Raw genomic sequence first — 21389 nt, forward strand, 5'->3', positions numbered from 1 at the left:
TATGGAATAAGCAGCAAATAAGACCGCTTACGACTATTTGCCGTCTGAGCCGGAAAGTTCCGCAGATGATTCATAGCGCGCCCGAAAGCACGGTGCAGAATCGCGTGCCGCGTCTGATTTCGTTCGTCATTCCCGTGTATAACGAAGCCGGAAGCCTGGAAGAATTGCATCGGCGGCTGTGCCGTGTGCTCGAGGTCTATCCCAGCCTGGCCCGCGAATTCGTTTTCGTCGACGATGGCAGCCGCGACGACAGCTTCGCCCGCATCGCCGCCATCGGCGTGAACGACGCCGGCGTGCGCGGGCTGCGCTTCGCCCGCAACTTCGGCAAGGAAGCGGCGATGGCCGCCGGCCTGCGCGCCGCCACCGGCGACATCGTGGTGCTGATGGATTCCGATCTCCAGCATCCGCCGGAAGTGGTGCCGCAGCTGATCGAGGCCTGGAGCCGCGGCGCGCAGATGGTCACCGCGGTGCGCCGCTCGCGCCGCACGGATCCCCTGGCGCGCCGGCTGTTCAGCCGGGGCTTCTACCAGTTCTTCCGGCTGATGTGCGAGGTGGACATTCCCGAGGGCGCCGGCGATTTCCGGCTGTTCGATCGCCGGGTGGTCAACGCCATCAACGCGCTGCCGGAACGCAACCGCTTCATGAAGGGCATCACCAGCTGGGTCGGCTTCCAGCAGGCGGAGGTCGATTTCGAGGTCGCCGAGCGCACCGCCGGCGTCAGCTCCTTCAACTTCATCCGGCTGCTGCGCTATGCGGTGGACGGCCTGTCCTCCTTCTCGATGGTGCCGCTGCGGGTGTGGTCGCTGATCGGCGTCGGCCTCGCCGCGCTGTCCGCGCTCTATGGCGTCTATCTCATCTTCGAGGCGCTGTTCTTCGGCGTGAAGACGCCGGGCTTCGCCACCATCATGGTGTCGACGCTGTTCCTGTCCGGCGTGCAGCTGATCAGCCTCGGCGTGATGGGCGAATATATCGGCCGCATCTTCACGGAAGTGAAACAGCGCCCGCTCTATATCGTCGCCGATGAAGTCGGCTATGTCCCGGCTGCCTTTCCCCTCGTTCCGTTGGTCGAGACCCAGTCGTGACCCTCGCTGTTTCCCGGCCGACGCCGGCCCGCCTTGCCGGCCGCTTCGCTGCGCTCGTCGCGCGCGCCTGGCAGTCGCAGACGCTCACCCGCCTCGCGAGCCTGCTGCTGTTCGCCGGCCTCACCGCCTGGGTGCTGGCGGTGTTCCGCGACTACGGCATCAGCAATGACGAGCCGGTGCAGCACACCTACGGCCAGCTGCTCTGGCAGTGGTACGGCAGCGGCTTCAAGGATGACCGCGCCTTCCACTACATCAACCTCTATCTCTATGGCGGCCTGTTCGACCTCATCGCCGCCGGGCTGGAGCCCTATGTCAGCCTGCCGGTCTACGACCTGCGCCACCTGATCTCCGCCGGCTTCGGCCTTGCCGGTCTGGTGGCGGTGTGGCGCTGGACGAGGCTGATCGCCGGCGAGAAGACCGCCATCCTCGCGGTCGCCCTGCTGGCCATCACCGGCATGTATGGCGGCGCGATGTTCACCCACACCAAGGACGTGCCCTTCGCGGCCGCCATGGCGTGGAGCCTCTATTTCGTCACTTGCGTCGCGGCGGCGCTGCCCGGCCTGCCGGCCTGGCGCACGGTGGTCGGCCTCGGCCTCGCGGTCGGCTGCGCGCTGGGGCTGCGGGTCGGCGGGGTGTTCGCGATCTTCTATCTCGGCCTGACGGTGCTCGCGGGCGGGGTGGTCCATCGCGATCCGCGGCTCGTGCTGCGCCTCGTGCTGCGGCTCGTTCCCGCCGGGCTGATCGCGCTGATGGTGATGGCGCTCGCCTGGCCGTGGTCGGTGCTGCCCCCGACCAATCTCTTCGAGGCGATGGGGGCCTTCAGCCATTTCAGCTTCGATCTCTCGACGCTGATCAATGGCCGCACCGTGCCGATCGGCGAGGTGCCCGGCACCTATATGAGCGAATATCTGCTGATCAAGCTGCCGGACGTCGCGCTTCTCGGCCTGATCGCCGCGCTTCCCCTCGGTATCGCCGCGCTCTTCCGGGCGGAAGCCGGCGAGCGGCGGCGCGCCCTCGTCTTCCTGCCGCTGGTGCTGGCACTGGCGGTGCCGGTCGCCTTCACCCTGGCCGAGCATCCGCCGCTCTATAACGGCATCCGCCATTTCCTGTTCGTGATCCCGCCGGCGACCATCGCAGCCGCGCTCGGCCTCGCCGCCCTGTGGCGCGGGGCGCTGCGGGTCTCGCCGATCCTTGGTCTTGCCACCGCGGCGGTGGCGGGCGGGCTCTTCGTCTTCAATGCCGCGACCTTCGTGGCGCTGCATCCCTATGAATATGTCGGCTACAACCAGTTGGTCGGCGGGCTCAGGGGCGCCGATGGCCGTTTCGAGGGCGACTATTGGTCGGCCACCATGCGCGAGGCGGCAAACGCGCTGCGCACCGGCATCGAGGCGCATCCCCCCGCCAGGCCCTACAAGGTGGCGATCTGCGCCGAGGACGGCCAGATCCAGCCTTTCCTCGGCCCGCATCTCGAATTCACCGAGAGCTGGGACGATGCCGATTTCCTGCTCACCGCCCGCAATGTCGGCTGCGACAACCTGGTGCCCGGCCTGACCTATCGCACCATCAGCCGGCTCGGGGTGCCGCTCGCCATGGTGGTGGATCTGCGCGCCCGCCACACGCCCATCGTCGATCCGCTTCCCTGGGACGACGATGCCGACCCGGAAACGCCCGCCGTCTCCTTCAACGGCCCCGGCTCGGCGACCGTGGCCCGCAAGGCGCCGTGACGGAGGCGCCGCGATGGACCTTGCCGCCGCTCCGCTGATCGCCCGCCTGCGACATTTCCTCTTGTTCGCGGCGCTCGGTGCGCTCGGCACGCTGGCGCAATATGCGGTGCTGGTGGCGCTGGCGAGCGGGGCCGGCGTCGATCCGGTCGTCGCCTCCACCGCCGGCTTCCTCACCGGCGGGGTGGTGAACTACCTGCTGGCCCGCCGCATCGCCTTCCGCAGCGACCGCCCGCATCGCGAGGCGGCGCCGCGCTTCTTCCTGGTGGCCGGCTGCGGGCTGGTGCTCAACGCGCTGATGATGGCGGGCTTCATCCATTGGCTCGGCCTGCCCTATCTGGCGGCGCAGCTGATCTCTACCGGTCTGCTGGTGCTGTGGCACTATGCCGGCAACCTGGTCTGGACCTTCCGGCCTGCCCGTCCCTGAACGGCCGCCCGCGCTTCCTGTGCCTGCGGATGACTCGCGCCCTGATGCATGAATCTCGTTCAATGTAGCATTAAGCCTGATTGAGAGTTCGGTCGATTGCCCGCAAGGCCCGGCCGACTATGGTTCGCTCCCGATCATCGAGCCGAAGGATGCTGGACCATGACCTACACGCCCGCCGCTTCCCGCTATGACGGGGCGATGCCCTATCGTCGCTGCGGGGCCAGCGGCATCGATCTGCCGCTGATCTCCCTCGGTCTCTGGCAGAATTTCGGCGGCACCGACGTGTTCGAGACCGGGCGGGCGATCCTGCGCCGGGCCTTCGACCGCGGCGTCACCCATTTCGACCTCGCCAATAATTACGGCCCGCCTCCCGGCTCGGCGGAGGAGATGTTCGGCCGCGTGCTGGCGAGCGACTTCCGCGCCCATCGCGACGAACTGATCGTCTCCACCAAGGCCGGCTGGGACATGTGGCCCGGCCCCTATGGCGGTGTCGGCGGCAGCCGGAAATATCTCGTCGCCAGCCTCGACCAGTCGCTGCGGCGCATGGGGCTCGACTATGTCGACATCTTCTATTCCCACCGCGTCGATCCGGCGACGCCGCTGGAGGAGACCATGGGCGCGCTCGCCCATCTCCATCGCCAGGGCAAGGCGCTCTATGTCGGCATCTCCTCCTATTCGCCGGCGCTGACGCGCAAGGCGGCGGCGATCCTGAAGGAGGAAAAGGTGCCGCTGTTCATCCATCAGCCGAATTATTCCATGCTGAGCCGGTGGGTCGAGGAGGAGCTGCTCGACACGCTGGCCGAACTCGGCACCGGCTGCATCGCCTTCTCGCCGCTGGCGCAGGGGCTGCTGAGCTCGAAATATCTGTCCGGCGTGCCGGAGGATGCCCGCGCGGTGAAGCAGGGTTCGTTCAAGACGTCGATGCTGAGCGAGGACAATCTGGCGCGCATCCGGGCGCTGAACGACATCGCGCAGGCGCGCGGCCAGACGCTGGCGCAGATGGCGATCGCCTGGGTGCTGCGCGACAGGCGCGTCACCTCGGCGCTGATCGGCGCCCGCACCGTCGAGCAGCTGGACAATTCGCTCGACGCGGTGAAGGCGCTCGACTTCGCGCCGGAGGAGCTGGCGGCCATCGACCGGCATGCCCAGGAGGGCGGCACCGATCTGTGGCGGGTGTCCTCGACGCTGTAGGCGCGGCCGCTCGCTCAGGAGGCCGCCGCCAGCGGCGGCCCCTGCTCCGGCCATCGGGTCGCCTGGTGATAGTGGTGCCCGATGGCCAGCACCTTGGCGTCGGCCCCGGTGGCGCCGATGATCTGCATGCCCATCGGCAGGCCCTGGGCACCGAAGCCGCAGGGGACGGCGAGGGAAGGCAGGCCGATCAGGCTGACCGGCACCACGATTTCCATCCAGCGATGATAGGTGTCCATGGCATGGCCGTTGATCGCCTGCGGCCAGCGCCAGTCGGCCGGGAAGGGCCAGACCTGCGCCGACGGCATCACCAGCACGTCATATTGCGCGAACAGTGCCGCCGCCCGGGCGTACCAGCGCGAGCGGGTGAGGCTGGCCGCATAGACCTGCGCCGCCGTGATCGTCTGCCCGAACTCGATCTCCCACACGGTTTCCGGCTTGAGCAGGGCGCGCTTGGCCGGATCGGCCAGTAGCGCCCCCTTCGCGGCGTGGTTGAGGAAGCCGCGCAAGTGGATCCAGGCCTGCCAGAGCTCGTCCGCCGGGAAGGGCGGCGCCAGGGCGTCGACGCGGGCGCCGAGGCTCTCCAGCACGCCGAGCCCCTGCCGGCACAGGTCCAGTATGCCCGGCTCGCAGCGATAGGTGCCCCCCCAGTCGCCCAGCCAGCCGACCCGCAGGCCGGACATGTCGATGTCGAGCCGGGTCGCGTAGGGGGCCGCGGGGCGGCCGAAGGGCACCTGCGGGTTCTCGCCGGCCAGGGTCTCCAGCAGCCGGGCGAGGTCCTCGACCGTGCGCGCCATCGGCCCGTCGGTCGCCAGCGTCGCGATGAAGGTGTCGCCTTCGGCATCGGCGGGAACGAGGCCCCAGCTCGGCCGGAAGCCGTAGACATTGCAGAAGGCGGCCGGGTTGCGCAGGCTTCCCATCATGTCGGAGCCGTCGGCCACCGGCACCAGCCGCGCCGCCAGCGCGGCCGCGGCGCCGCCGGACGAGCCGCCGGCCGTGCGGGTGAGGTCGTAGGGATTGCGCGTCACCCCGTATACCGGGTTGAAGCTGTGGCTGCCATGCCCCCATTCCGGGGTGTTGGTCTTGCCGGCCAGTATCGCGCCGGCGGCGCGCAGCCGCGCGGCGACGAGGTCGTCCTTCTCCGGCACGAAATCGCGATGCAGCGGCGAGCCGAAGGTGGTGCGGAGGCCGCGCACGCCGACGAGGTCCTTCACCGCCAGCGGCAATCCGTGCAGCCAGCCGGCCGGCGGGCGATCGTCCAGCGCCTTCGCCTCCGCCATCAGCTGGTCGGGATCGCGGGGGGAGACGATGGCGTTGATGGCGTCGTTGACGGGAAGGCGGGCGAGATAGGCCGCCATGACCTCCGACGGGCTGATCTGCCGCGAGGCGATCAGCTGCGACAGCTCGGTGGCCGTCCGTTCCATGAGCGACATTAGCTTTCCCTCTCCGGCCGCGCGTGAGCCCGCCGCTACAAAGCGGCTGGCGCGGGGGAAATCAACCATGCCGCGAGAGGGGACAGACGATGCGGGGGGAAGAGATTGGCGGAGAGGGTGGGATTCGAACCCACGGTACGCTTGCACGCACAACGGTTTTCGAGACCGTCCCGATCGACCACTCCGGCACCTCTCCGCGCACGGGACGCGACGGCGGGCGCCGCGTCGTGGAGCGCAGGCTCAATAGCCGAGGAGGCGGCCGGGCACAAGAGCCCGAAACCAACTGCCGTTCATCCGTGCACGGCCGCCGTGCCGAAGCGACGGATCAGCGTCGCGTCGCGGAGCTGCACAGCCACGCGAGCGCGGCGCCGGCGATGCCCGCCGCGAGGATGAGCGCCACGGGGTGGCTGCCGGCCTGGCGGGTCAATTCGTTCATGCCGCGCCCATAGGCCGAGCGGCCGAGCGCGAGCGCGTCGTCGGCGAGGTGCATCGCCTGCCCGCGTGTGCGCTGGCTCATGGCGAGGGCATCGTCGTAGAACTCCTCGAGCTCGGCGGCGGAAGGCCGGCCCGCGCCGCTGGCGACGCTGCGCAGCCGGCTGCCAACTTCGTTCGCCATGTCGCGGGCCGCGCCGGTGATCCGATTCCTGCTCATCTCGTCCTCGCTGGTTGCACGGCCGGTCCACCGCGGCCGGCTTCGCTGGCAGACAACGCCGCAGGACGATGAAGGTTCAGGCCGGGCCGTCATGCCGGAGAGGGCCTTGATCCTTGACTTGAGCGGGTTCAGCGCTTATGAGCCCGGGCTTGGCGCGGGAAGTGTGTCCTGCGCCTTATCCGCAACCGACCGAAAGAAGCCGGTCCCGCCTTCGATGGGCAGAGTCCGGGCTCGAACGAAAGGACATAACATGTTCGCGGTCATCAAGACGGGTGGCAAGCAGTATCGCGTTGCCGCCGACGAAGTGGTCACGCTCGGCAAGATCGAAGCCGAGGCCGGCGCCACCGTCACCTTCCCGGTGCTGATGCTCGGTGGCGATGCCCCGAAGGTCGGCGCCCCGCTCGTCGACGGCGCCGCCGTCACCGGCGAGGTGGTCCGCCACACCCGTGGCGACAAGGTCATTGCCTTCAAGAAGCGCCGCCGGCAGAATTCGCGCCGCAAGATCGGCCACCGGCAGGACTTCACCGTGGTCCGCATCACCGCCATCACCGGCGCCTGAGACCGCAAGCAGGATTTAGGAGAGCACCATGGCTCATAAAAAGGCAGGCGGTTCCTCGCGCAACGGTCGTGATTCGGCCGGCCGTCGTCTCGGCGTGAAGAAGTTCGGTGGCGAAGCCGTCATTTCCGGCAACATCATTCTGCGCCAGCGCGGCACCAAGTGGCATCCCGGCACCAATGTCGGCATGGGCAAGGATCACACCCTTTTCGCCCTCGTCGAAGGCCGCGTCGAGTTCCGCAATAAAGCCAATGACCGAACCTACGTATCCGTGATTCCGGCCGCCGAGGCCGCCGAATAAAGCCGGTGAGGTTTCTTGAAATCCCACCGGTCTCGCCCGACCGGTAGGATTTCTGGAGCCACCGTCAAAGCTCCGGGTGCCCGAAGGGGAGGCGAGGAAGACCGCCTCCCCTTCGTCGTTCCACGCACCCTGGAGCCTGCCATGACCATCGTCGAAGCGACCTTCCGGTCGGCCCTTGCCGAGAGCAGTACCCCCGTCCTCGAGACCGGCCGCCTGTTCCTGCGCGCCCCGCGAATCGAGGACATGGCCTGGATCGCCGAGCTCGCCGACAACCGGCGCATAGCCGAGATGACGTCGAACATTCCCCATCCCTACGGCATGGCGGATGCGGCGGCCTTCGTCGCCAACCTGCCGGTCGGGCGGGATTGCGCGACCTTCGCGGTGTTCATGAAGAATGACGGCTCCAACCCGCTCGGTCCGCCGATCCCCATCGGCATGTGCGGCTTCGCGCCGCGCGACGAGGCGGCGCCGGAGATCGGCTACTGGCTGGGCGAGCCCTATTGGGGCTACGGCTATGCCACCGAGGCGGTGCGGGCGCTGCTCGACCATGCCTTCGAGGACCGCAACCTGTCGGCGCTCAACGCGGCGGCGCGGGTGGTCAATCCGTCCTCGCGGCGGGTGCTGGAGAAGTGCGGCTTCCAGTGGACGGGTGTCGGGCTGACGCGGGTGCGCGCGATCGGTGCCTCGGTTCCCGTCGACCGGTTCCGTCTCGAGAAGCGGCTCTGGGCCTCGCTTCGCTCCTGGGGAGCGACGGCGGCGCCGACCCGGCACGTCCAGTGAAGCGCCGGCAGGCGGCGCATTGAACGTGCGGCATTGTGCCGGCGATTTGCTATGATGGTGCGCTCCCCGCCCGTTCGCCGGTGCGGGGAGCGCTTTTACGAAACGAGCTGTGCTGAGATGAAATTCCTCGACCAGGCCAAGATCTATGTCCGCTCCGGCGATGGCGGCGCGGGCTGCCTGTCGTTCCGGCGGGAGAAGTTCATCGAGTTCGGCGGCCCGGACGGCGGCGATGGCGGGCGCGGCGGCGACGTGTGGATCGAATGCGTCGACGGGCTCAACACGCTGATCGACTACCGCTTCCAGCAGCACTTCAAGGCCAAGAAGGGCGGCTACGGCATGGGCAAGAACCGCGCCGGCGGCAAGGGCGACGACGTGGTGCTGAAGGTTCCCGCCGGCACCGAGGTGCTGGACGAGGAGGGCGAGACCGTGCTCGCCGACCTCACCGAGGTCGGGCAGAGGATCCGCTTCCTCAAGGGCGGCAATGGCGGCTTCGGCAATGCGCATTTCCAGACCTCCACCAATCAGGCGCCCCGCCGGGCCAATCCCGGCCAGGAGGGCGAGGAGCGGTGGATCTGGCTGCGGCTGAAGCTGATCGCCGATGCCGGCCTGGTCGGCCTGCCCAATGCCGGCAAGTCGACCTTCCTCGCCGCCACCACCGCGGCCAAGCCGAAGATCGCCGACTATCCCTTCACCACCCTGCATCCCGGCCTCGGCGTGGTGCGGGTGGACGGGCGCGAATTCGTGCTGGCCGACATTCCCGGCCTGATCGAGGGCGCGCATGAGGGCGTGGGCATCGGCGACCGCTTCCTCGCCCATATCGAGCGCTGCCGGGTGCTGCTGCATCTCGTCGACGGCACCAGCGAGCATGCCGGCAAGACCTACAAGACGGTGCGCAAGGAGCTGGAGCTCTATGGCGCCGGGCTGGAGGACAAGCCGGAGATCGTCGCGCTGTCCAAGGCCGACGCGCTGGATCCCGAGCAGCTGAAGCAGCAGGTGGCCCGGCTGCAGCGCGCCGCCCGCAAGAAGCCGCTGGTGCTCTCCGCCCAGTCCGGCGAGGGCGTGACGCAGGCCTTGCGCGCGCTGGCCCTCGTCATCGGCGAAAGCCGCGCGGAAGAGGCCTCGCACGAGGTGCACGAGGCATGGCGACCGTGACGCCCCGCGCCCCTTCGCGCTGAAGGCGTCCGCGCGAGACGGCGGGCGAGCTTTGGCCTATAAGCCCGTGCTTTCCGCCGCTCGCCTCCGAGATCGCCATGTCCTCGCATTCGACCACCGCTGATTCGACCGCCGCCGCCCTGTCTGCCGCCAGCCTGACGGCGGTGCCGCAGATCGCCTCCTTCCGCCGCATCGTGGTGAAGGTGGGCTCGGCGCTGCTGGTGGATTCCGCCCGCGGGGCGCTGCGCCATGCCTGGCTCGCCGCATTGGCGGAGGACGTGGCGGCGCTGCATCGCGAGGGCAAGGAGGTGCTGGTGGTCTCCTCCGGCGCCATCGCGCTCGGCCGCAACCTGTTGAAGATGCCCAAGCGCCCGCTGAAGCTGGAAGAGAGCCAGGCGGCGGCGGCGATCGGCCAGATCGCGCTGGCCCGTTCCTGGTCGGAGGCGCTGGCGCATGAGGGCGTCACCGCCGGGCAGATCCTGCTGACGCTGGGCGATACCGAGGAGCGCCGGCGCTACCTCAACGCCCGCTCCACCATCAACAAGCTCCTGGAGCTCAAGGCAGTTCCGGTGATCAATGAGAACGACACCGTGGCGACCTCGGAAATCCGCTATGGCGACAATGACCGGCTCGCCGCCCGCGTCGCCGGCATGGCGAGCGCCGACCTGCTGATCCTGCTCTCCGACATCGATGGCCTCTACACCGCCCCGCCCAATGACGACCCGAACGCGGCGCTGATCCCGGTGGTGCCGCGCATCACCGCCGAGGTGGAGGCGATGGCGGGCGGCGCCGGCACCGAGCTCTCGCGCGGCGGCATGAAGACCAAGATCGAGGCCGGCAAGATCGCCACCACGGCGGGCGCGCACATGGTGATCGGCTCGGGCAAGGTGAAGAACCCGATCCGCGCCATCGAGACCGGGGCGCGCTGCACCTGGTTCCTCGCCCCGGCCAATCCGGTGGCCTCGCGCAAGCGCTGGATCGCCGGCTCGCTGGAGCCGCGCGGCGTGCTGCATCTCGACGCCGGCGCGGTGGCGGCGCTCAGGCGCGGCTCATCGCTGCTGCCGGCGGGGGTGAAGAAGGTGGAGGGCGAGTTCACCCGCGGCGACGCGGTGGTGCTGCGCGGCCCCGACGGCGCCGAGATCGGCCGCGGCCTGGTGGCCTATGACCACGACCACGCCGAGCGGATCCGGGGACGCTCATCCGACGAGATCGCGACGATCACCGGCTTCGAGGGAAGGAGCGCCATGGTGCACCGGGACGATCTGGTGTTGGGTGGGGGGTGAACAGATTGTTTGGCGTTCACCTAAAGAGAGGCAGCTCGGAAGGACCGATACTCTTTCTCTTCTCCGCTCTCTCGGCCGCGCTTCGCGCAGTTTTCTCAGCAGAGAACTGCTCGAACGCCGTCAGGAGTATATCCAAGTAGAATTTCAATTCCGCCTCGGAGACCGTTCCAATTTGGTCTCCGTAAATGACGTGCCGCTCCCTGCCCTTTTTGGGAGTAACCTCACGCAGGTCCAACCACTCAAATTGTGCGCCTCGAAAATCGTCAACGAGGACCGAATCCAATAAAATCGTGTTCAGTATGGCGAGTTGAAGCGGGTCGAGCGTGCGCCCTTTCCAGCACTGCGCCCATAAGACATGTAGCCGTCCGCCCTCGGACCAATAACCCGAAGGTCGAACCGGTATGAATACGCCTCGACCAATTCGATACGACGCAGGACGAAACTCTCGGAACCACTCTACCGATTTTTCTGCAGCGTAGGGCGCGAATGCTCGAACTACGTCGGTATTTGGCTGGATATTTTTCTTGTAGGAAAGCAGTGAGAATTGCTTCGCCACCCACTCAACATCATGGCCCTGCATTAGCAGCTTGAGTGCGTGCCTGGCAGGATTCAGCGATATGGTAATCCGTGCGGCGTCGAGCTTCCGCATCTCGAGCACAGTGTCTTCAACGTTGCTTTTTATGAGCCAAATAGCATGTTGCAGTGACGGCGTACGGCATAGATCGGCCATTTCTAGTGTCCTACAATCGCCTCTTCAGCTTCGCCCTATAATAATCCCTTGTCATATCGTCGGGAATTTTCATTCCCGGCTGGGCAGAGCTTTGAGATGCCAACCATACCTGATCCCATGGCGCCCCAACCTCGTGGGACGCATTCACCAGCCATCTGGCCGACTTGGCGCCGTAGAATCGAGTCATCTTCTCGATATGTTCCCGCTCTTCGCGCAAAAGTGCAACGGGATAAGGGGCATCCTCCCCGGTTGCAGCGTCAACGCGCGTCAGACGTACGACAATAGTCCGGTCTCCAAACCCCCTAAGCTGTTGGTATATTTTAGGATGAACAGGGCCGAATTGCCAGGCTTCAAAGTATGATGCAACTAAAGGTTTATCATAAATTGCAATATACCAAGCATGGGTAAAATATAATATTTTATTCAGAGACAGATTCGTCAAATATATCTTGCTGTCCTGGGCGACATCAAGGATCGCATTGGCGATTTCCCTAGCGTCGCGAGTCATTCGAAGCCTCCCGTCGAGTCATCAAACGGTGAAAATTTTATGTTCTTGTTATGTTCTATAACACGATTCCTATAGGGGGAATACCCGTTTCGCCCAATCGTGACCACCCCTCTGATGATTCCGCCCTATCCTCCCCGGCATGAACCGCCGCACCCTCCTGCTCGCCGCCCCGGCCCTGCTGCTCATCCCACGCGCCATCCTGGCGCAACCCGCCGGGCCATCTGCTCCCACCCCATCCCCCTTCACCCCTGCCCTCGATTCCGCCGCCGCTCTCAATCCGCTGCGCACCGTCCACATCGCGCATGACAACCGGCTCGCCGCCGCCCGCGCCTATAACGGCGCCAGCCTCACCGCCCCCGCCAACATCAAGTCCGCGTCGAAATCGGTGATGTCTGCCCTGGTCGGCATCGCGTTTCACAAGGGCGTGCTGGAAGGCCCGGACCAGCCCATCGCACCGCTGCTCGCCCGCGACCTGCCGGATGATCCCGATCCGCGCCTCGCCCGCGTCACCCTCGGCAACCTCCTGTCCATGCAGGCCGGGCTGGCGCGCACCTCCGGGCCGAATTACGGGCGCTGGATCGCCTCACCCAACTGGGTGCGCGCGGCGCTTGCCGAGCCGTTCGAAGAAGATCCCGGCGGGCCGATGCTCTATTCCACCGGCTCCACGCACCTCATCTCCGCCATCCTCACCCGCAAGACCGGCCGCTCGACGCTGGCCCTGGCGCGCGAGTGGCTCGGCCCGGTGCAAGGCTTCGCCATCACGTCGTGGGATCGCGACCCGCAGGGCATCTATTTCGGTGGCAACCAGATGGCGATGCGGCCCGCCTCGCTGCTGGCCTTCGGCGAGCTGTACCGGCGCGGCGGCACCGCGGCGGACGGCACCCGCATCCTCCCGCAAGGCTGGATCGAGGAGAGCTGGCGCGTGCGCACCCAGTCGCGCTTCACCGGCGACGGCTATGGCTATGGCTGGTTCCGCCGCACGCTCGCCGGCGCCGACGTCGCCTATGGCTGGGGCTATGGCGGGCAGATGCTCTATGTCGTCCCCGAGCGCGGCCTCACCCTCGCCATGACCTCGGCGACCGACAGCCCCGCCGGCCGCAGCGGCCATCGCGACGATCTGCACCGCCTGGCGGCCGCCCTGATCGAGGCGGCGCGCGCGGGTTGAGCCGCCGTTCGGTTCGCGCGCGCTTCGGGCGCGGGCGAAACCGAAATTATTTCGTCGCTTTTCAATCTGCGCTCAATTCGCGTGCATGCATCGGCGAGATCCTGCCGAAATCGACATCAACCCGCGCTTGATCTTCCGGCGCGGCGGAAAATTCCGCCCGGCCGAGGGGTGATTCGAGACCCGCCGGCGTCCGTGGCACGCTTCCTGCTGATCCCCTCGCATCAGTCCGCCAGAAAGGCGGCCCAGAGCGAGGACAAGGACGTGACGAAGCAGACCGACCTTCGCAACTCGACGAACCTGACCCTTCTCGCCGCGCGCGGCTTCACCCGCCGCACCCTGCTCAAGGGCGCGCTCGGCGCCGGCGCGGTGGCGGCCTCCGGCCCCTGGCTGGTGAAGGATGCCTTCTCCTCCTCCGGCGAGCTCTCGCTGCTCAACTGGGACGACGAGCTGCCCAACCCGGTGATCCCGAATTTCGAGAAGAAGACCGGCATCAAGGTGAAGACCACCCCGTTCTCGCAGAACGAGGAGCAGATCAACAAGCTGCAGGCCACCGGCGGCGAGGGCTTCGACCTGTGCGAACCGACCCGCGACCGCGCCCCGCAGTTCAAGGAACTCGACGTCCTCGCGCCGTTCGATACCAACAAGCTGCACCTCGACAACCTGCTGCCCTCGATGCTGGAAGCCTCCACCAGCGTGTGGACCTGGGACGGCAAGCTCTACCACGTGCCGCATTGCTGGGGCTCGGAGGCGATCTCCTGGCGCACCGACCTCGCGCCCGGTCTCACCTATGACAAGCTGAGCTACGGCACGCTGTGGGCGCCGGAATTCAAGGGCAAGATGCAGGGCCGCCCGCACTCGCTGCTGCTCGGCATCGGCCTGTGGATGGACGCCACCGGCAAGCTCCCGTCCAACCGCATGCTGGATGCGTTCAAGGACGAGGAGACGATGAAGAAGATCTACGACCCGATCCTCGAATTCGCCATCGCCAACAAGGCGCAGGTCAAGCAGTTCTGGGATTCCTCGGACAACACCAAGTCCGGCTTCATGGAGAATGGCTGCGTCATCGGCCAGACCTGGGACGGCCCGCCGCTGTCGCTGAAGAAGCAGGGCAAGCCGGTCACCTACATGGCACCGCAGGAAGGCGCCATCACCTGGGTCGACGGCTGGGCGATCACCAAGGGCGCCAAGAACATCGACCAGGCCTATGAGTGGCTGAACTACATCCACTCGCCGGAAGTCTCGGCGCAGGTGGCCGATGGCTCGGGCTACAACCCGGTGGTCAAGGGCGCCGACGCCTTCCTGTCCGAGGTGGCCAAGAAGAACTTCTCCGAGGCCTATCCGGGCGACGCGCTCTCCAAGCTGTGGAGCCGCCCGCCGGAGCCGTCGTGGTACGCCGAGCTGCGCACCCAATATGCCGAGAAGTTCAAGTCGGCCTGATCGCGCCTTGTCGTCAGCCGAAGCCGGTTAGCCGGCTTCGGTCCGTGTGTGGGGTGCTCGCGCGCCCCGCCCCTTCCGCCATCCGGCGGACCCTTGAGAGCAGACCGGAGACCCTATGGCCGCAGCCGTGGAGCTCGACGGCGTCAATGTGACGTTCGGGGATTTCATCGCCGTCCGCGACGCCAATCTCACCATCGAGGCGGGGGAGTTCTTCTCCTTCCTCGGCCCCTCGGGCTGTGGCAAGACCACGCTCCTGCGCACCATTTCCGGCTTCATCGAGCCCACGCGGGGCACGGTGCGCATCGGCGGGGCGGATATGAGCGGCATCGGCCCCAACAGGCGCCCGACCGCCCTCATCTTCCAGAACCTCGCTTTGTTCCCGATGATGACGGTGGCGGAGAATATCGGCTACGGCCTCCGGGTGCGCGGCGTGCCGCGCCATGAGCGCGACGAGAAGGTGAAGAACCTGCTCATCCAGGTGGCGCTCGCCGAGCACGGCCACAAGAAGGTGTCCGAGCTCTCCGGCGGCCAGAAGCAGCGCGTCGCCATCGCCCGGGCGCTGGCTGTGGAGCCGAAGGTGCTGCTCCTCGACGAGCCGCTCTCGGCGCTCGACCTGAAGCTGCGCCAGCACATGCGGGCCGAGCTGCGCGCCATCCAGAAGCGGGTCGGCATCACCTTCATCTACATCACCCATGACCAGGGCGAGGCGCTGACCATGTCCGATCGCATCGCGGTGATGAATGCCGGGGTGATCGAGCAGGTAGGCAATGGCCGCTCGGTCTATGCCGAGCCGCGCACGCCCTTCGTGGCGTCCTTCGTCGGCGAGAACAACCAGATCCGCGGGCGCGTCACGGCGGTGGAGAACGGCCTGGCGACGCTGGATACGCCGCTCGGCGCGCTCGTCGGGCGCAATCCGGTGGGGCTGTCGGCGGGCGAGGAGGCGCTGCTGTTCGTGCGGCCGGAAGCGCTGTCGCTGGTGCCCACCGGCACGCCGAACGGCTCGACGGTCGGCTTCGACGGCGAGGCGGTCGACGTCGCCTATGAGGGCAGCGTCACCCATGTGACGCTGCGCGTCCGCACCGGCCAGAAGATCACCGCCACCCTTGGCGGCGGCGTACTGCCGGCTAGCGGCGAGACGCTGCATATCGGCTTCCGGCCGCAGGACGGGCTGCTGCTCGCCCGGCCGGCCAGCCGCTGAGGGGAGGCGCTGATGGGAGCGACCGGCGGCCTCACCCTCGTCTTCGGGCTGCCGCTGGCGGTCGCCCTGTTCTTCTTCGCGCTGTCCGCCTATGAGCGGCGCATGGGCCTCGCCACCGGGCCGGGCTTCTTCCAGCGCAACGGCCTCGCGGTCGGGCTCTACCTGGTGCTGGCGGTCGGCTTCTGGGTGTTCTTCGTCATCGTGCTTCCGCAGTTCTCGATGGTGGACATGTCGTTCCGCCCGAAGCTGCCGCCCTCGCAGATGGGCGGGCCGAAGGACGTGTTCACGCTGGAGAACTACCGCTACTTCCTGTTCGGCTCCACCACCTCGACGGCGAGCTGGAACTGGATCCACCTCAAGGCCTTCGCGCTCACCATCGGGGTGAGCATCGCCATCACCCTGTTCAATTTCGCCCTCTGCTACCCGATCGCCTTCCACATGGCGCAGTCGGCCGGGGCGGCGCGGCTGCGCATCCTGCTGCTGCTCATGATCATTCCCTATTGGGTGAACGAGATCCTGCGGGCCTTCGCCTTCCGGGTGCTGCTGTCCTCCGGCGGCATCATCAACAAGCTGCTGCTGGGCGCCGGCCTCGTCGCCGAGCCGATCGACTTCCTCGGCGCCGACATCGGCCTCTATATGGGCCTGTCCTATGCCTATCTCCTGATGATGGTGTTCCCGCTCTACAGCGCCATCGAGAGCCTGGACAGGAACCAGATCGAGGCGGCGCGGGATCTCGGCGCGCCCTGGTGGCACATCCATCTCTTCGTGGTGATGCCGCACGCCAAGCCGGGCATCGCCTCGGGCTGCACGCTGGTCTTCATGCTGTGCGCCGGCGCGCTGGCCGCGCCGCTGGTGCTCGCCGGCCCGCGCACCCTGTGGTTCACGCCCATCGTCTATGACCGCTTCTACCAGGCGTTCAACTGGCCGCAGGGCGCGGCCTACGCCTTCATCCTGCTCGTCACCTGCATCGTCTTCGTGCTGATGGTGCTGAAGATGTTCCGCCTGAGCTTGGGGGAGATCACCCGATGACGGAGAGCGCGCGATGAAATCCGGTCCGCTCCAGCGCGTCGCCTTCGCCGTCTATGTCGCGATCTTCTTCCTGTATCTGCTCGGGCCGCTGGCGGTGATGGGCGTCTCCGCCTTCAACACCCCGCAATACCCGCAGGTCTGGCCGATCGAGGGGGTGACGCTGGACTGGTTCTCCCAGCTCTTCGCCGACGAGGACCTGATGGACGGCCTCGTCACCAGCCTGTGGATCGGCCTGCTGGTGGTGGCGATCTCGGTGCCGGTCGGGCTCGCCGGCGCCATCGTGATGACGCAGATCCAGCCGCGGGTGCGCTCGGCCTATTACCTCGTCGTGGTCTCGCCGGTGCTGACCCCGGGGATCATCATCGGCATTTCCACCGTGGTGTTCTGGCGGGAATTCACCACGCTGACCGGCATGAAGTTCCTCTATGACGGCATCATCCTCACGGTGATCGGCCAGTCGAGCTTCATCTCCGCCTATTGCATGCTGATCATCCTCGCCCGCCTGCAGCGCTTCGACCAGGCGCAGCAGGAGGCGGCGCTCGATCTCGGCGCCACCTATCCGCAGGTGTTCCGCCACATATTGCTGCCCTTCCTGCAGCCGGCCCTGTTCTCGGCGGCGGTGCTGGCCTTCCTGTCCTCGTTCGAGAACTACAACACCACCACCTTCGCCATCCTCTCCGACAAGACGCTGACCACCGTGCTCGCCGGCCGGGTGCGGCAGGGCTCCACCCCGGCGATCAGCGCGCTGGCGGTGATCATCGTCGCCGCCACCCTCGTCGGCGCCGTCGCCTATGAGCTGTGGAAGCGGCGGGCCGACGCCGCGGCCGGCCGCCGGCTGCGGGCGGCGCAGATGGCCGAGGAAAGCGAGCTGGCGGGCAACGCCGCCATCGAGCCGGCGGCGGCATGAGGCCGGTCCGGCGCCCGCTCCGGCGCTCGGGCAACCTCATGGCTTGCGATTAGATCGCGTGCGATTATTTTAGCGGTGGGCGACATTTCGCCAGCGAGGGCCACCGCGATGAAGGGACATCTGGACCAGAGGAACGACCCGCCGGCCCCGGCGGGCGCCGGCCTCGACGATTTTCTCTGCTTCGCCGTCTATTCCGCCAACCACGCCTTCAACCGCGCCTATCAGCCGCTGCTGGAGGCGCTGGGGCTCACCTACCCGCAATATCTGGTCATGGTGAGCCTGTGGCGTGCCGACGGGCAGACGGTGGGCGAGATCGCCGGCCGCCTCGATCTGGAATCGAGCACGCTGACGCCGCTGATCAAGCGGCTGGAGGCGATGGGTCTGGTGACGCGGCGCCGCAGCCTCGAGGACGGGCGGCAGGTGCATGTGCATCTCACCGGCGAGGGGCAGGCCCTGGAGGCCCGCGCCGCCTCGGTGCCGGCGGCCATCGGCGAGGCCACCGGCTTCGATCGCCGGGCGGTGGAGCGCCTGCGGGCCGACATGGCGCGGCTGCGTGCGGCGCTGCGGCGCTGAATACCGCCACAGACGCGGCGCCCGGCGGCTGCTATGACCGGTGGCAGGTAATCTGAGCACGAGCCGTACGCCGATGGATGCCGCGCCGATCGAGATCGACATCAGACTGCGCGACCTGCGCAATTTCTTCGCCACGCCGGAGGTCGACCCCTTCGCCGGCGAGGATATCGACGAATCCGGCATCGACCGGCTCATCGATCTGGTGACCGCCGAGCGCGGCTGGCGGCGCCGGCCGGTGCGCGTGCGGCTGCATGTGGTGCCGACGCCGGCCAATGCCGAGCTGGCGCCGCGGATCGGCGAGGCGCTGGCGCGCTATTGCGACACCAATCGCGACTATGCGGAGCGCAAGCTCAGGGAGACCCGGCGCGAGGGGATGCGCACGCTGGCGGTCGGCACGGCGTTCCTCGCCTTGTGCATCGGCGCCGCGGCGCTGATCAACAGCTCGGCGCTGGAGGACATGCTGGTGGGCGAATTGCTGAGCGAGGGCGCCATCATCGCCGGCTGGGTCGGGCTGTGGCGGCCGGTCGAGATTCTGCTGTTCGACTGGTGGCCCTATGCCCGCGACCGCGCGCTCTATGCCAAGCTGCGGCGGCTCGACATCATTGTGCAGCCTGCATCGGGGCGGTGAAGGCATCGGCGCCGCTGCCGATCCAGCGATCGAGGAAGCTTTCCAGCCACAGCCGCACCCGCCCGTCATGCTGCAGGCGGTCGGTGAAATGGGCGTTGCGCGGCCGGGCGCCGGGCAGGGACAGTCTTTCGCTGCCCCGCACCGTCCAGCGGCACATCATGTGATGGGTCACTTCCGGGTGGAACTGCAGCCCATAGGCCGAGGGCCCGTAGCGGAAGGCCTGGTTGGGGAAGGCGTCGCCGCTGGCGAGCAGCTCGGCGCCGCGGGCGAGCTCGAAGCCTTCCCGGTGCCAGTGATAGACATGGTTCGGCCAGTCGCCGCCGGGCTCGCTTGCCGTCTCGTCCGCGATCTCGCGGGCCGGGGACGCCTCGTCGAGCAGGGCGCGGCCGGCGGGGGTGGGGCGCAGCGGATAATAGCCGATCTCCACCAGTCCCTCGGGATGCGGCGCGACGCGGGCGCCGAGATGGCGCGCCAGCATCTGCGCCCCCAGGCAGATGCCGAGATAGGGCTTGGCTTCCTTCAGCGCGATGCCGATCCAGTCGATCTCGGCGCGCACATAATCGTGGCAGTCATTGGCGCTCTGCGGCCCCCCGAAGATGACGGCGCCGGCATGATGTTCGAGCGTGGCGGGCAGGGCCTCGCCGAGGCAGGGGCGCCTTATGTCCAGCCGGTAGCCGCGTTCGACCAGGAGCCGGCCGACGCGGCCGGGCGAGGAATGTTCCTGATGCAGGACGACCAGCACGTCGGAAGCGGCCGGTCGGGAGGCGAGCAGTTGACCCATTCTTTTCGTCGTCGGCGCGAATCCGCAACGCTGCGCTGCGGCATATGTCAGCCATGACGACATGATTTTCGAGCGGTTTCAAGGCGCCCGGCGTCAAAACCCAGCGTTTCGACGTGATTTGCGGGGCAAGGCGCCGATGTCCGGCCGGTCAGGCCTCGTCGGAGGTCTCGCGGATGCGCTTGCGGATCTCCACCCGGTCGCGCGAGGACACGTTCAGCAGCTCGGCCGCCCGCCAGACGAGATTGTCCTCGAACTCGGTCAGCCCGCCATCGGCATAGGCGACCTCGAACATCATCTCGATCACCCGCTTGCGGCCTTCCTCGTCCATCGCCCGGTTCAGCACGCTGGTGAAGGCATAGAGGTCCACCGCCTCGGCGTCGCGGGCGATGGCGGCCTCGAGCAGGTGCTCGGCTTCCTCTTCCTTCAGGCTGAAGCGGAAGGCGAGGATGCGCTTGAGCTTTTCGAGCTCGGCGTCGCCGATCACGCCGTCGATCGTCACCACATGCACCAGCAGCGCGGCGGCGGCGAGGCGATAATCGTTCTCGGCGAACGCCGGCTCGCGGGTGCCGCCGGCGATCTCGGCGATGAAATCGGTCAAACTGCGCAGCATGCCGGCGCAAAGCTCCAGCGGCGAGGCCTCGGAAACCCCGGTCGAACCAAGGGATGGGGATAAGGCGGGGCCGCTCGCCGACCCCGCTTTTTGCCTATCGGAATTGCGGCGGCCGCGCAATCATCGCCGCATGGGCGTGGCGCGATCCCGGCGCGTGCGTGCAGGCGGGACACACCGCGCGGCCGGAAAAGGCCCGGCGGCATGAAAAAAGCCCGGCGAGGTCGAGGAACCCGCCGGGCGCAGTACTTGGAAACGACGAGTGCCGGGCGCCGGACGCGAGGCGTCCTGCGCCCGGCGCGCGGCCGCTATTCGAGATAGGTCGCGTAGCGCGCGACGTGATCGGCGAGGCCGAGCGCATGGTTGCGCACCAGCACCTCGGCGGTGTCGGTGTCGCGGGCCTCCAGCGCCTGGATGATGGCGAGGTGATCCTGGATCGAGCGGTCGGCGCGATCCTCCTCGGCGATGGTCTTGCGGCGGATCATCCGCATATGGGTGAACAGGTTCTCGGCGAGATTGACGAGGATGCCGTTGCCGCCCATGGCGATGATGGTCTGGTGGAACTGGATGTTCACCTCGGAATATTCGTCGAGCTTGGCGTGGGGGGCGCCGTCCTCGAAGGTGGCGAACATGGCCCGCAGCATGGCGATCTCCTCGTCGCTGGCATGCTGGGTGATCAGCCGGGCGGCGAGGCTTTCCAGCGCCGCCCAGACCTGGATCATCTCGATCACTTCGCGCTTGGTCTTGCGCACCACATAGATGCCGCGGCGCGGCACCGAGTGCACGAAGCCCTCCCGCTCCAACTGCGCCATCGCCTCGCGCACCGGGGTGCGGCTCACCCCGAGGCTCTGGGCGAGCTGGCGCTCGTCGAGTCGCACCTCGTGGGGCTGGTCGTAGATGTTGAGCGAGACGATGACGTCCTTCAGCGCCGCATAGGCGCGGTTCTTGAAGGTCGAGGTGTCTTCGAGCGGGGCCACGGCGAGCTTGGCGGCGCCGCTTCCGACGCGCTGGATGCTGGTTTCGATGCTCATCGTACGGCTCGCGTCTTCTGGATGGCTGGCACGGCGGGGCCGCGCGAGCGGTGGATCCCGGCGTCGTTGATGTTGGTCATTGGCATTGCCTCCCACTCCCCGAATGCGTGACTGGCGCCGACATGCCGGCCGGCCGCCTTGTCGGCGTGTCACGGCGTGGGGGGCATGCGGCCGATCCGTTCCGGCGGATCGAAGGCCCGCCGCGCGAAAGGCGCGGCGA

The 21389-nt window shown here is 67.5% G+C and carries 23 protein-coding genes and 1 tRNA gene; 16 read left to right on the plus strand and 8 right to left on the minus strand.

Annotated elements, in window-relative coordinates:
- The first annotated feature begins 104 nt into the window (after window positions 1-104).
- The 4 genes from KHC19_RS11605 (at window position 105) to mgrA (ending at window position 4421) form a co-directional block, all read left to right on the plus strand.
- Window positions 105-1082 carry a glycosyltransferase family 2 protein gene (locus tag KHC19_RS11605; protein WP_343207699.1) on the plus strand — a complete coding sequence of 326 codons (978 nt, stop codon included), beginning with the start codon at window positions 105-107 and terminating at the stop codon, window positions 1080-1082.
- Entirely contained in the window at window positions 1079-2806 is a 1728-nt protein-coding gene (locus tag KHC19_RS11610) for an ArnT family glycosyltransferase (protein WP_213352503.1), read from the plus strand. Before KHC19_RS11605 ends, KHC19_RS11610 begins: the two co-directional genes overlap by 4 nt.
- 13 nt (window positions 2807-2819) lie before the next feature.
- A complete protein-coding gene (locus tag KHC19_RS11615; protein WP_213352504.1) occupies window positions 2820-3230 on the plus strand; it encodes a GtrA family protein in 411 nt (136 codons plus the stop codon).
- A 159-nt stretch (window positions 3231-3389) separates the two neighbouring features.
- Window positions 3390-4421 (plus strand): L-glyceraldehyde 3-phosphate reductase, encoded by a 1032-nt coding sequence (gene mgrA / locus KHC19_RS11620; protein ID WP_213352505.1) that lies wholly within the window; start codon window positions 3390-3392, stop codon window positions 4419-4421.
- 14 nt (window positions 4422-4435) lie between these two features.
- Here the strand turns inward: mgrA and KHC19_RS11625 are convergent, their stop codons facing one another.
- The 3 genes from KHC19_RS11625 to KHC19_RS11635 all read right to left on the minus strand — a co-directional run bounded on the left by KHC19_RS11625 (window position 4436) and on the right by KHC19_RS11635 (window position 6503).
- Complete coding sequence (locus tag KHC19_RS11625; protein ID WP_213352506.1) at window positions 4436-5851, minus strand: amidase; 1416 nt, start codon at window positions 5849-5851, stop codon at window positions 4436-4438.
- A 106-nt stretch (window positions 5852-5957) separates the two neighbouring features.
- Window positions 5958-6047, minus strand: a tRNA-Ser gene (locus KHC19_RS11630).
- A gap of 129 nt (window positions 6048-6176) precedes the next feature.
- Entirely contained in the window at window positions 6177-6503 is a 327-nt protein-coding gene (locus tag KHC19_RS11635) for a hypothetical protein (protein ID WP_213352507.1), read from the minus strand.
- A gap of 250 nt (window positions 6504-6753) precedes the next feature.
- Between KHC19_RS11635 and rplU the strand changes: the two genes are divergently transcribed.
- From rplU to proB, 5 genes are all read left to right on the plus strand, one after another.
- Window positions 6754-7062 carry a 50S ribosomal protein L21 gene (gene rplU, locus KHC19_RS11640; RefSeq protein WP_213352508.1) on the plus strand — a complete coding sequence of 103 codons (309 nt, stop codon included), beginning with the start codon at window positions 6754-6756 and terminating at the stop codon, window positions 7060-7062.
- A gap of 28 nt (window positions 7063-7090) precedes the next feature.
- Window positions 7091-7360 (plus strand): 50S ribosomal protein L27, encoded by a 270-nt coding sequence (rpmA, locus tag KHC19_RS11645; protein ID WP_213352509.1) that lies wholly within the window; start codon window positions 7091-7093, stop codon window positions 7358-7360.
- 141 nt (window positions 7361-7501) lie between these two features.
- Entirely contained in the window at window positions 7502-8140 is a 639-nt protein-coding gene (locus tag KHC19_RS11650; protein ID WP_213352510.1) for a GNAT family N-acetyltransferase, read from the plus strand.
- Window positions 8141-8257: 117 nt separating this feature from the next.
- Complete coding sequence (gene obgE, locus KHC19_RS11655) at window positions 8258-9292, plus strand: GTPase ObgE (protein ID WP_213352511.1); 1035 nt, start codon at window positions 8258-8260, stop codon at window positions 9290-9292.
- A 98-nt stretch (window positions 9293-9390) separates the two neighbouring features.
- Entirely contained in the window at window positions 9391-10575 is a 1185-nt protein-coding gene (gene proB, locus KHC19_RS11660; protein WP_246548713.1) for a glutamate 5-kinase, read from the plus strand.
- Window positions 10576-10591: 16 nt separating this feature from the next.
- Here proB and KHC19_RS11665 read toward each other — a convergent pair whose 3' ends face one another.
- Window positions 10592-11305: a hypothetical protein gene (locus KHC19_RS11665; RefSeq protein ID WP_213352512.1), complete on the minus strand. Its 714-nt coding sequence runs from the start codon at window positions 11303-11305 to the stop codon at window positions 10592-10594.
- Window positions 11306-11315: 10 nt separating this feature from the next.
- The gene (locus tag KHC19_RS11670; RefSeq protein ID WP_213352513.1) at window positions 11316-11813 is read right to left on the minus strand and encodes a Panacea domain-containing protein; all 498 of its coding nucleotides are present in this window, start codon (window positions 11811-11813) and stop codon (window positions 11316-11318) included.
- Between the two features lie 139 nt (window positions 11814-11952).
- Here KHC19_RS11670 and KHC19_RS11675 point away from each other — a divergent pair, with 139 nt between their 5' ends.
- The 7 genes from KHC19_RS11675 (at window position 11953) to KHC19_RS11705 (ending at window position 18750) form a co-directional block, all read left to right on the plus strand.
- Window positions 11953-12978 (plus strand): serine hydrolase domain-containing protein, encoded by a 1026-nt coding sequence (locus KHC19_RS11675; RefSeq protein WP_213352514.1) that lies wholly within the window; start codon window positions 11953-11955, stop codon window positions 12976-12978.
- Window positions 12979-13239: 261 nt separating this feature from the next.
- Window positions 13240-14415, plus strand: a complete 1176-nt coding sequence (locus KHC19_RS11680; protein WP_343207700.1) for an extracellular solute-binding protein — start codon at window positions 13240-13242, stop codon at window positions 14413-14415.
- A gap of 115 nt (window positions 14416-14530) precedes the next feature.
- Window positions 14531-15613 carry an ABC transporter ATP-binding protein gene (locus KHC19_RS11685; RefSeq protein ID WP_213352515.1) on the plus strand — a complete coding sequence of 361 codons (1083 nt, stop codon included), beginning with the start codon at window positions 14531-14533 and terminating at the stop codon, window positions 15611-15613.
- Window positions 15614-15625: 12 nt separating this feature from the next.
- Complete coding sequence (locus KHC19_RS11690) at window positions 15626-16642, plus strand: ABC transporter permease (protein WP_213352516.1); 1017 nt, start codon at window positions 15626-15628, stop codon at window positions 16640-16642.
- Between the two features lie 13 nt (window positions 16643-16655).
- Window positions 16656-17549, plus strand: coding sequence for an ABC transporter permease (locus tag KHC19_RS11695; protein WP_213352517.1), 894 nt, complete (start codon window positions 16656-16658; stop codon window positions 17547-17549).
- A gap of 108 nt (window positions 17550-17657) precedes the next feature.
- Window positions 17658-18122, plus strand: a complete 465-nt coding sequence (locus KHC19_RS11700; RefSeq protein WP_213352518.1) for a MarR family winged helix-turn-helix transcriptional regulator — start codon at window positions 17658-17660, stop codon at window positions 18120-18122.
- Window positions 18123-18195: 73 nt separating this feature from the next.
- Window positions 18196-18750 carry a hypothetical protein gene (locus KHC19_RS11705; RefSeq protein ID WP_213352519.1) on the plus strand — a complete coding sequence of 185 codons (555 nt, stop codon included), beginning with the start codon at window positions 18196-18198 and terminating at the stop codon, window positions 18748-18750.
- Here the strand turns inward: KHC19_RS11705 and KHC19_RS11710 are convergent.
- From KHC19_RS11710 to KHC19_RS11720, 3 genes are all read right to left on the minus strand, one after another.
- Window positions 18722-19531 (minus strand): glutamine amidotransferase, encoded by an 810-nt coding sequence (locus tag KHC19_RS11710; RefSeq protein WP_213352520.1) that lies wholly within the window; start codon window positions 19529-19531, stop codon window positions 18722-18724. The genes KHC19_RS11705 and KHC19_RS11710 overlap by 29 nt on opposite strands.
- A gap of 148 nt (window positions 19532-19679) precedes the next feature.
- Window positions 19680-20141 (minus strand): tellurite resistance TerB family protein, encoded by a 462-nt coding sequence (locus KHC19_RS11715; protein ID WP_213352521.1) that lies wholly within the window; start codon window positions 20139-20141, stop codon window positions 19680-19682.
- Between the two features lie 305 nt (window positions 20142-20446).
- A complete protein-coding gene (locus KHC19_RS11720) occupies window positions 20447-21169 on the minus strand; it encodes a GntR family transcriptional regulator (RefSeq protein WP_213352522.1) in 723 nt (240 codons plus the stop codon).
- Window positions 21170-21389: the final 220 nt, after the last annotated feature.

The sequence above is a fragment of the Ancylobacter oerskovii genome (genome assembly GCF_018390555.1).
Taxonomy (GTDB): domain Bacteria; phylum Pseudomonadota; class Alphaproteobacteria; order Rhizobiales; family Xanthobacteraceae; genus Ancylobacter; species Ancylobacter oerskovii.

Bases quoted from the DNA above. Each gene is read 5' to 3' on its own strand.
- KHC19_RS11705 (WP_213352519.1), top strand. From the start codon at position 18,196: ATGGATGCCGCGCCGATCGAGATCGACATCAGACTGCGCGACCTGCGC.
- KHC19_RS11690 (WP_213352516.1), top strand. From the start codon at position 15,626: ATGGGAGCGACCGGCGGCCTCACCCTCGTCTTCGGGCTGCCGCTGGCG.
- KHC19_RS11635 (WP_213352507.1), bottom strand. From the start codon at position 6,503: ATGAGCAGGAATCGGATCACCGGCGCGGCCCGCGACATGGCGAACGAA.
- KHC19_RS11720 (WP_213352522.1), bottom strand. From the start codon at position 21,169: ATGAGCATCGAAACCAGCATCCAGCGCGTCGGAAGCGGCGCCGCCAAG.
- rpmA (WP_213352509.1), top strand. From the start codon at position 7,091: ATGGCTCATAAAAAGGCAGGCGGTTCCTCGCGCAACGGTCGTGATTCG.
- KHC19_RS11710 (WP_213352520.1), bottom strand. From the start codon at position 19,531: ATGGGTCAACTGCTCGCCTCCCGACCGGCCGCTTCCGACGTGCTGGTC.
- mgrA (WP_213352505.1), top strand. From the start codon at position 3,390: ATGACCTACACGCCCGCCGCTTCCCGCTATGACGGGGCGATGCCCTAT.
- obgE (WP_213352511.1), top strand. From the start codon at position 8,258: ATGAAATTCCTCGACCAGGCCAAGATCTATGTCCGCTCCGGCGATGGC.
- KHC19_RS11670 (WP_213352513.1), bottom strand. From the start codon at position 11,813: ATGACTCGCGACGCTAGGGAAATCGCCAATGCGATCCTTGATGTCGCC.
- rplU (WP_213352508.1), top strand. From the start codon at position 6,754: ATGTTCGCGGTCATCAAGACGGGTGGCAAGCAGTATCGCGTTGCCGCC.
- KHC19_RS11665 (WP_213352512.1), bottom strand. From the start codon at position 11,305: ATGGCCGATCTATGCCGTACGCCGTCACTGCAACATGCTATTTGGCTC.
- KHC19_RS11685 (WP_213352515.1), top strand. From the start codon at position 14,531: ATGGCCGCAGCCGTGGAGCTCGACGGCGTCAATGTGACGTTCGGGGAT.
- proB (WP_246548713.1), top strand. From the start codon at position 9,391: ATGTCCTCGCATTCGACCACCGCTGATTCGACCGCCGCCGCCCTGTCT.
- KHC19_RS11625 (WP_213352506.1), bottom strand. From the start codon at position 5,851: ATGTCGCTCATGGAACGGACGGCCACCGAGCTGTCGCAGCTGATCGCC.
- KHC19_RS11715 (WP_213352521.1), bottom strand. From the start codon at position 20,141: ATGCTGCGCAGTTTGACCGATTTCATCGCCGAGATCGCCGGCGGCACC.
- KHC19_RS11695 (WP_213352517.1), top strand. From the start codon at position 16,656: ATGAAATCCGGTCCGCTCCAGCGCGTCGCCTTCGCCGTCTATGTCGCG.
- KHC19_RS11700 (WP_213352518.1), top strand. From the start codon at position 17,658: ATGAAGGGACATCTGGACCAGAGGAACGACCCGCCGGCCCCGGCGGGC.
- KHC19_RS11675 (WP_213352514.1), top strand. From the start codon at position 11,953: ATGAACCGCCGCACCCTCCTGCTCGCCGCCCCGGCCCTGCTGCTCATC.
- KHC19_RS11615 (WP_213352504.1), top strand. From the start codon at position 2,820: ATGGACCTTGCCGCCGCTCCGCTGATCGCCCGCCTGCGACATTTCCTC.
- KHC19_RS11650 (WP_213352510.1), top strand. From the start codon at position 7,502: ATGACCATCGTCGAAGCGACCTTCCGGTCGGCCCTTGCCGAGAGCAGT.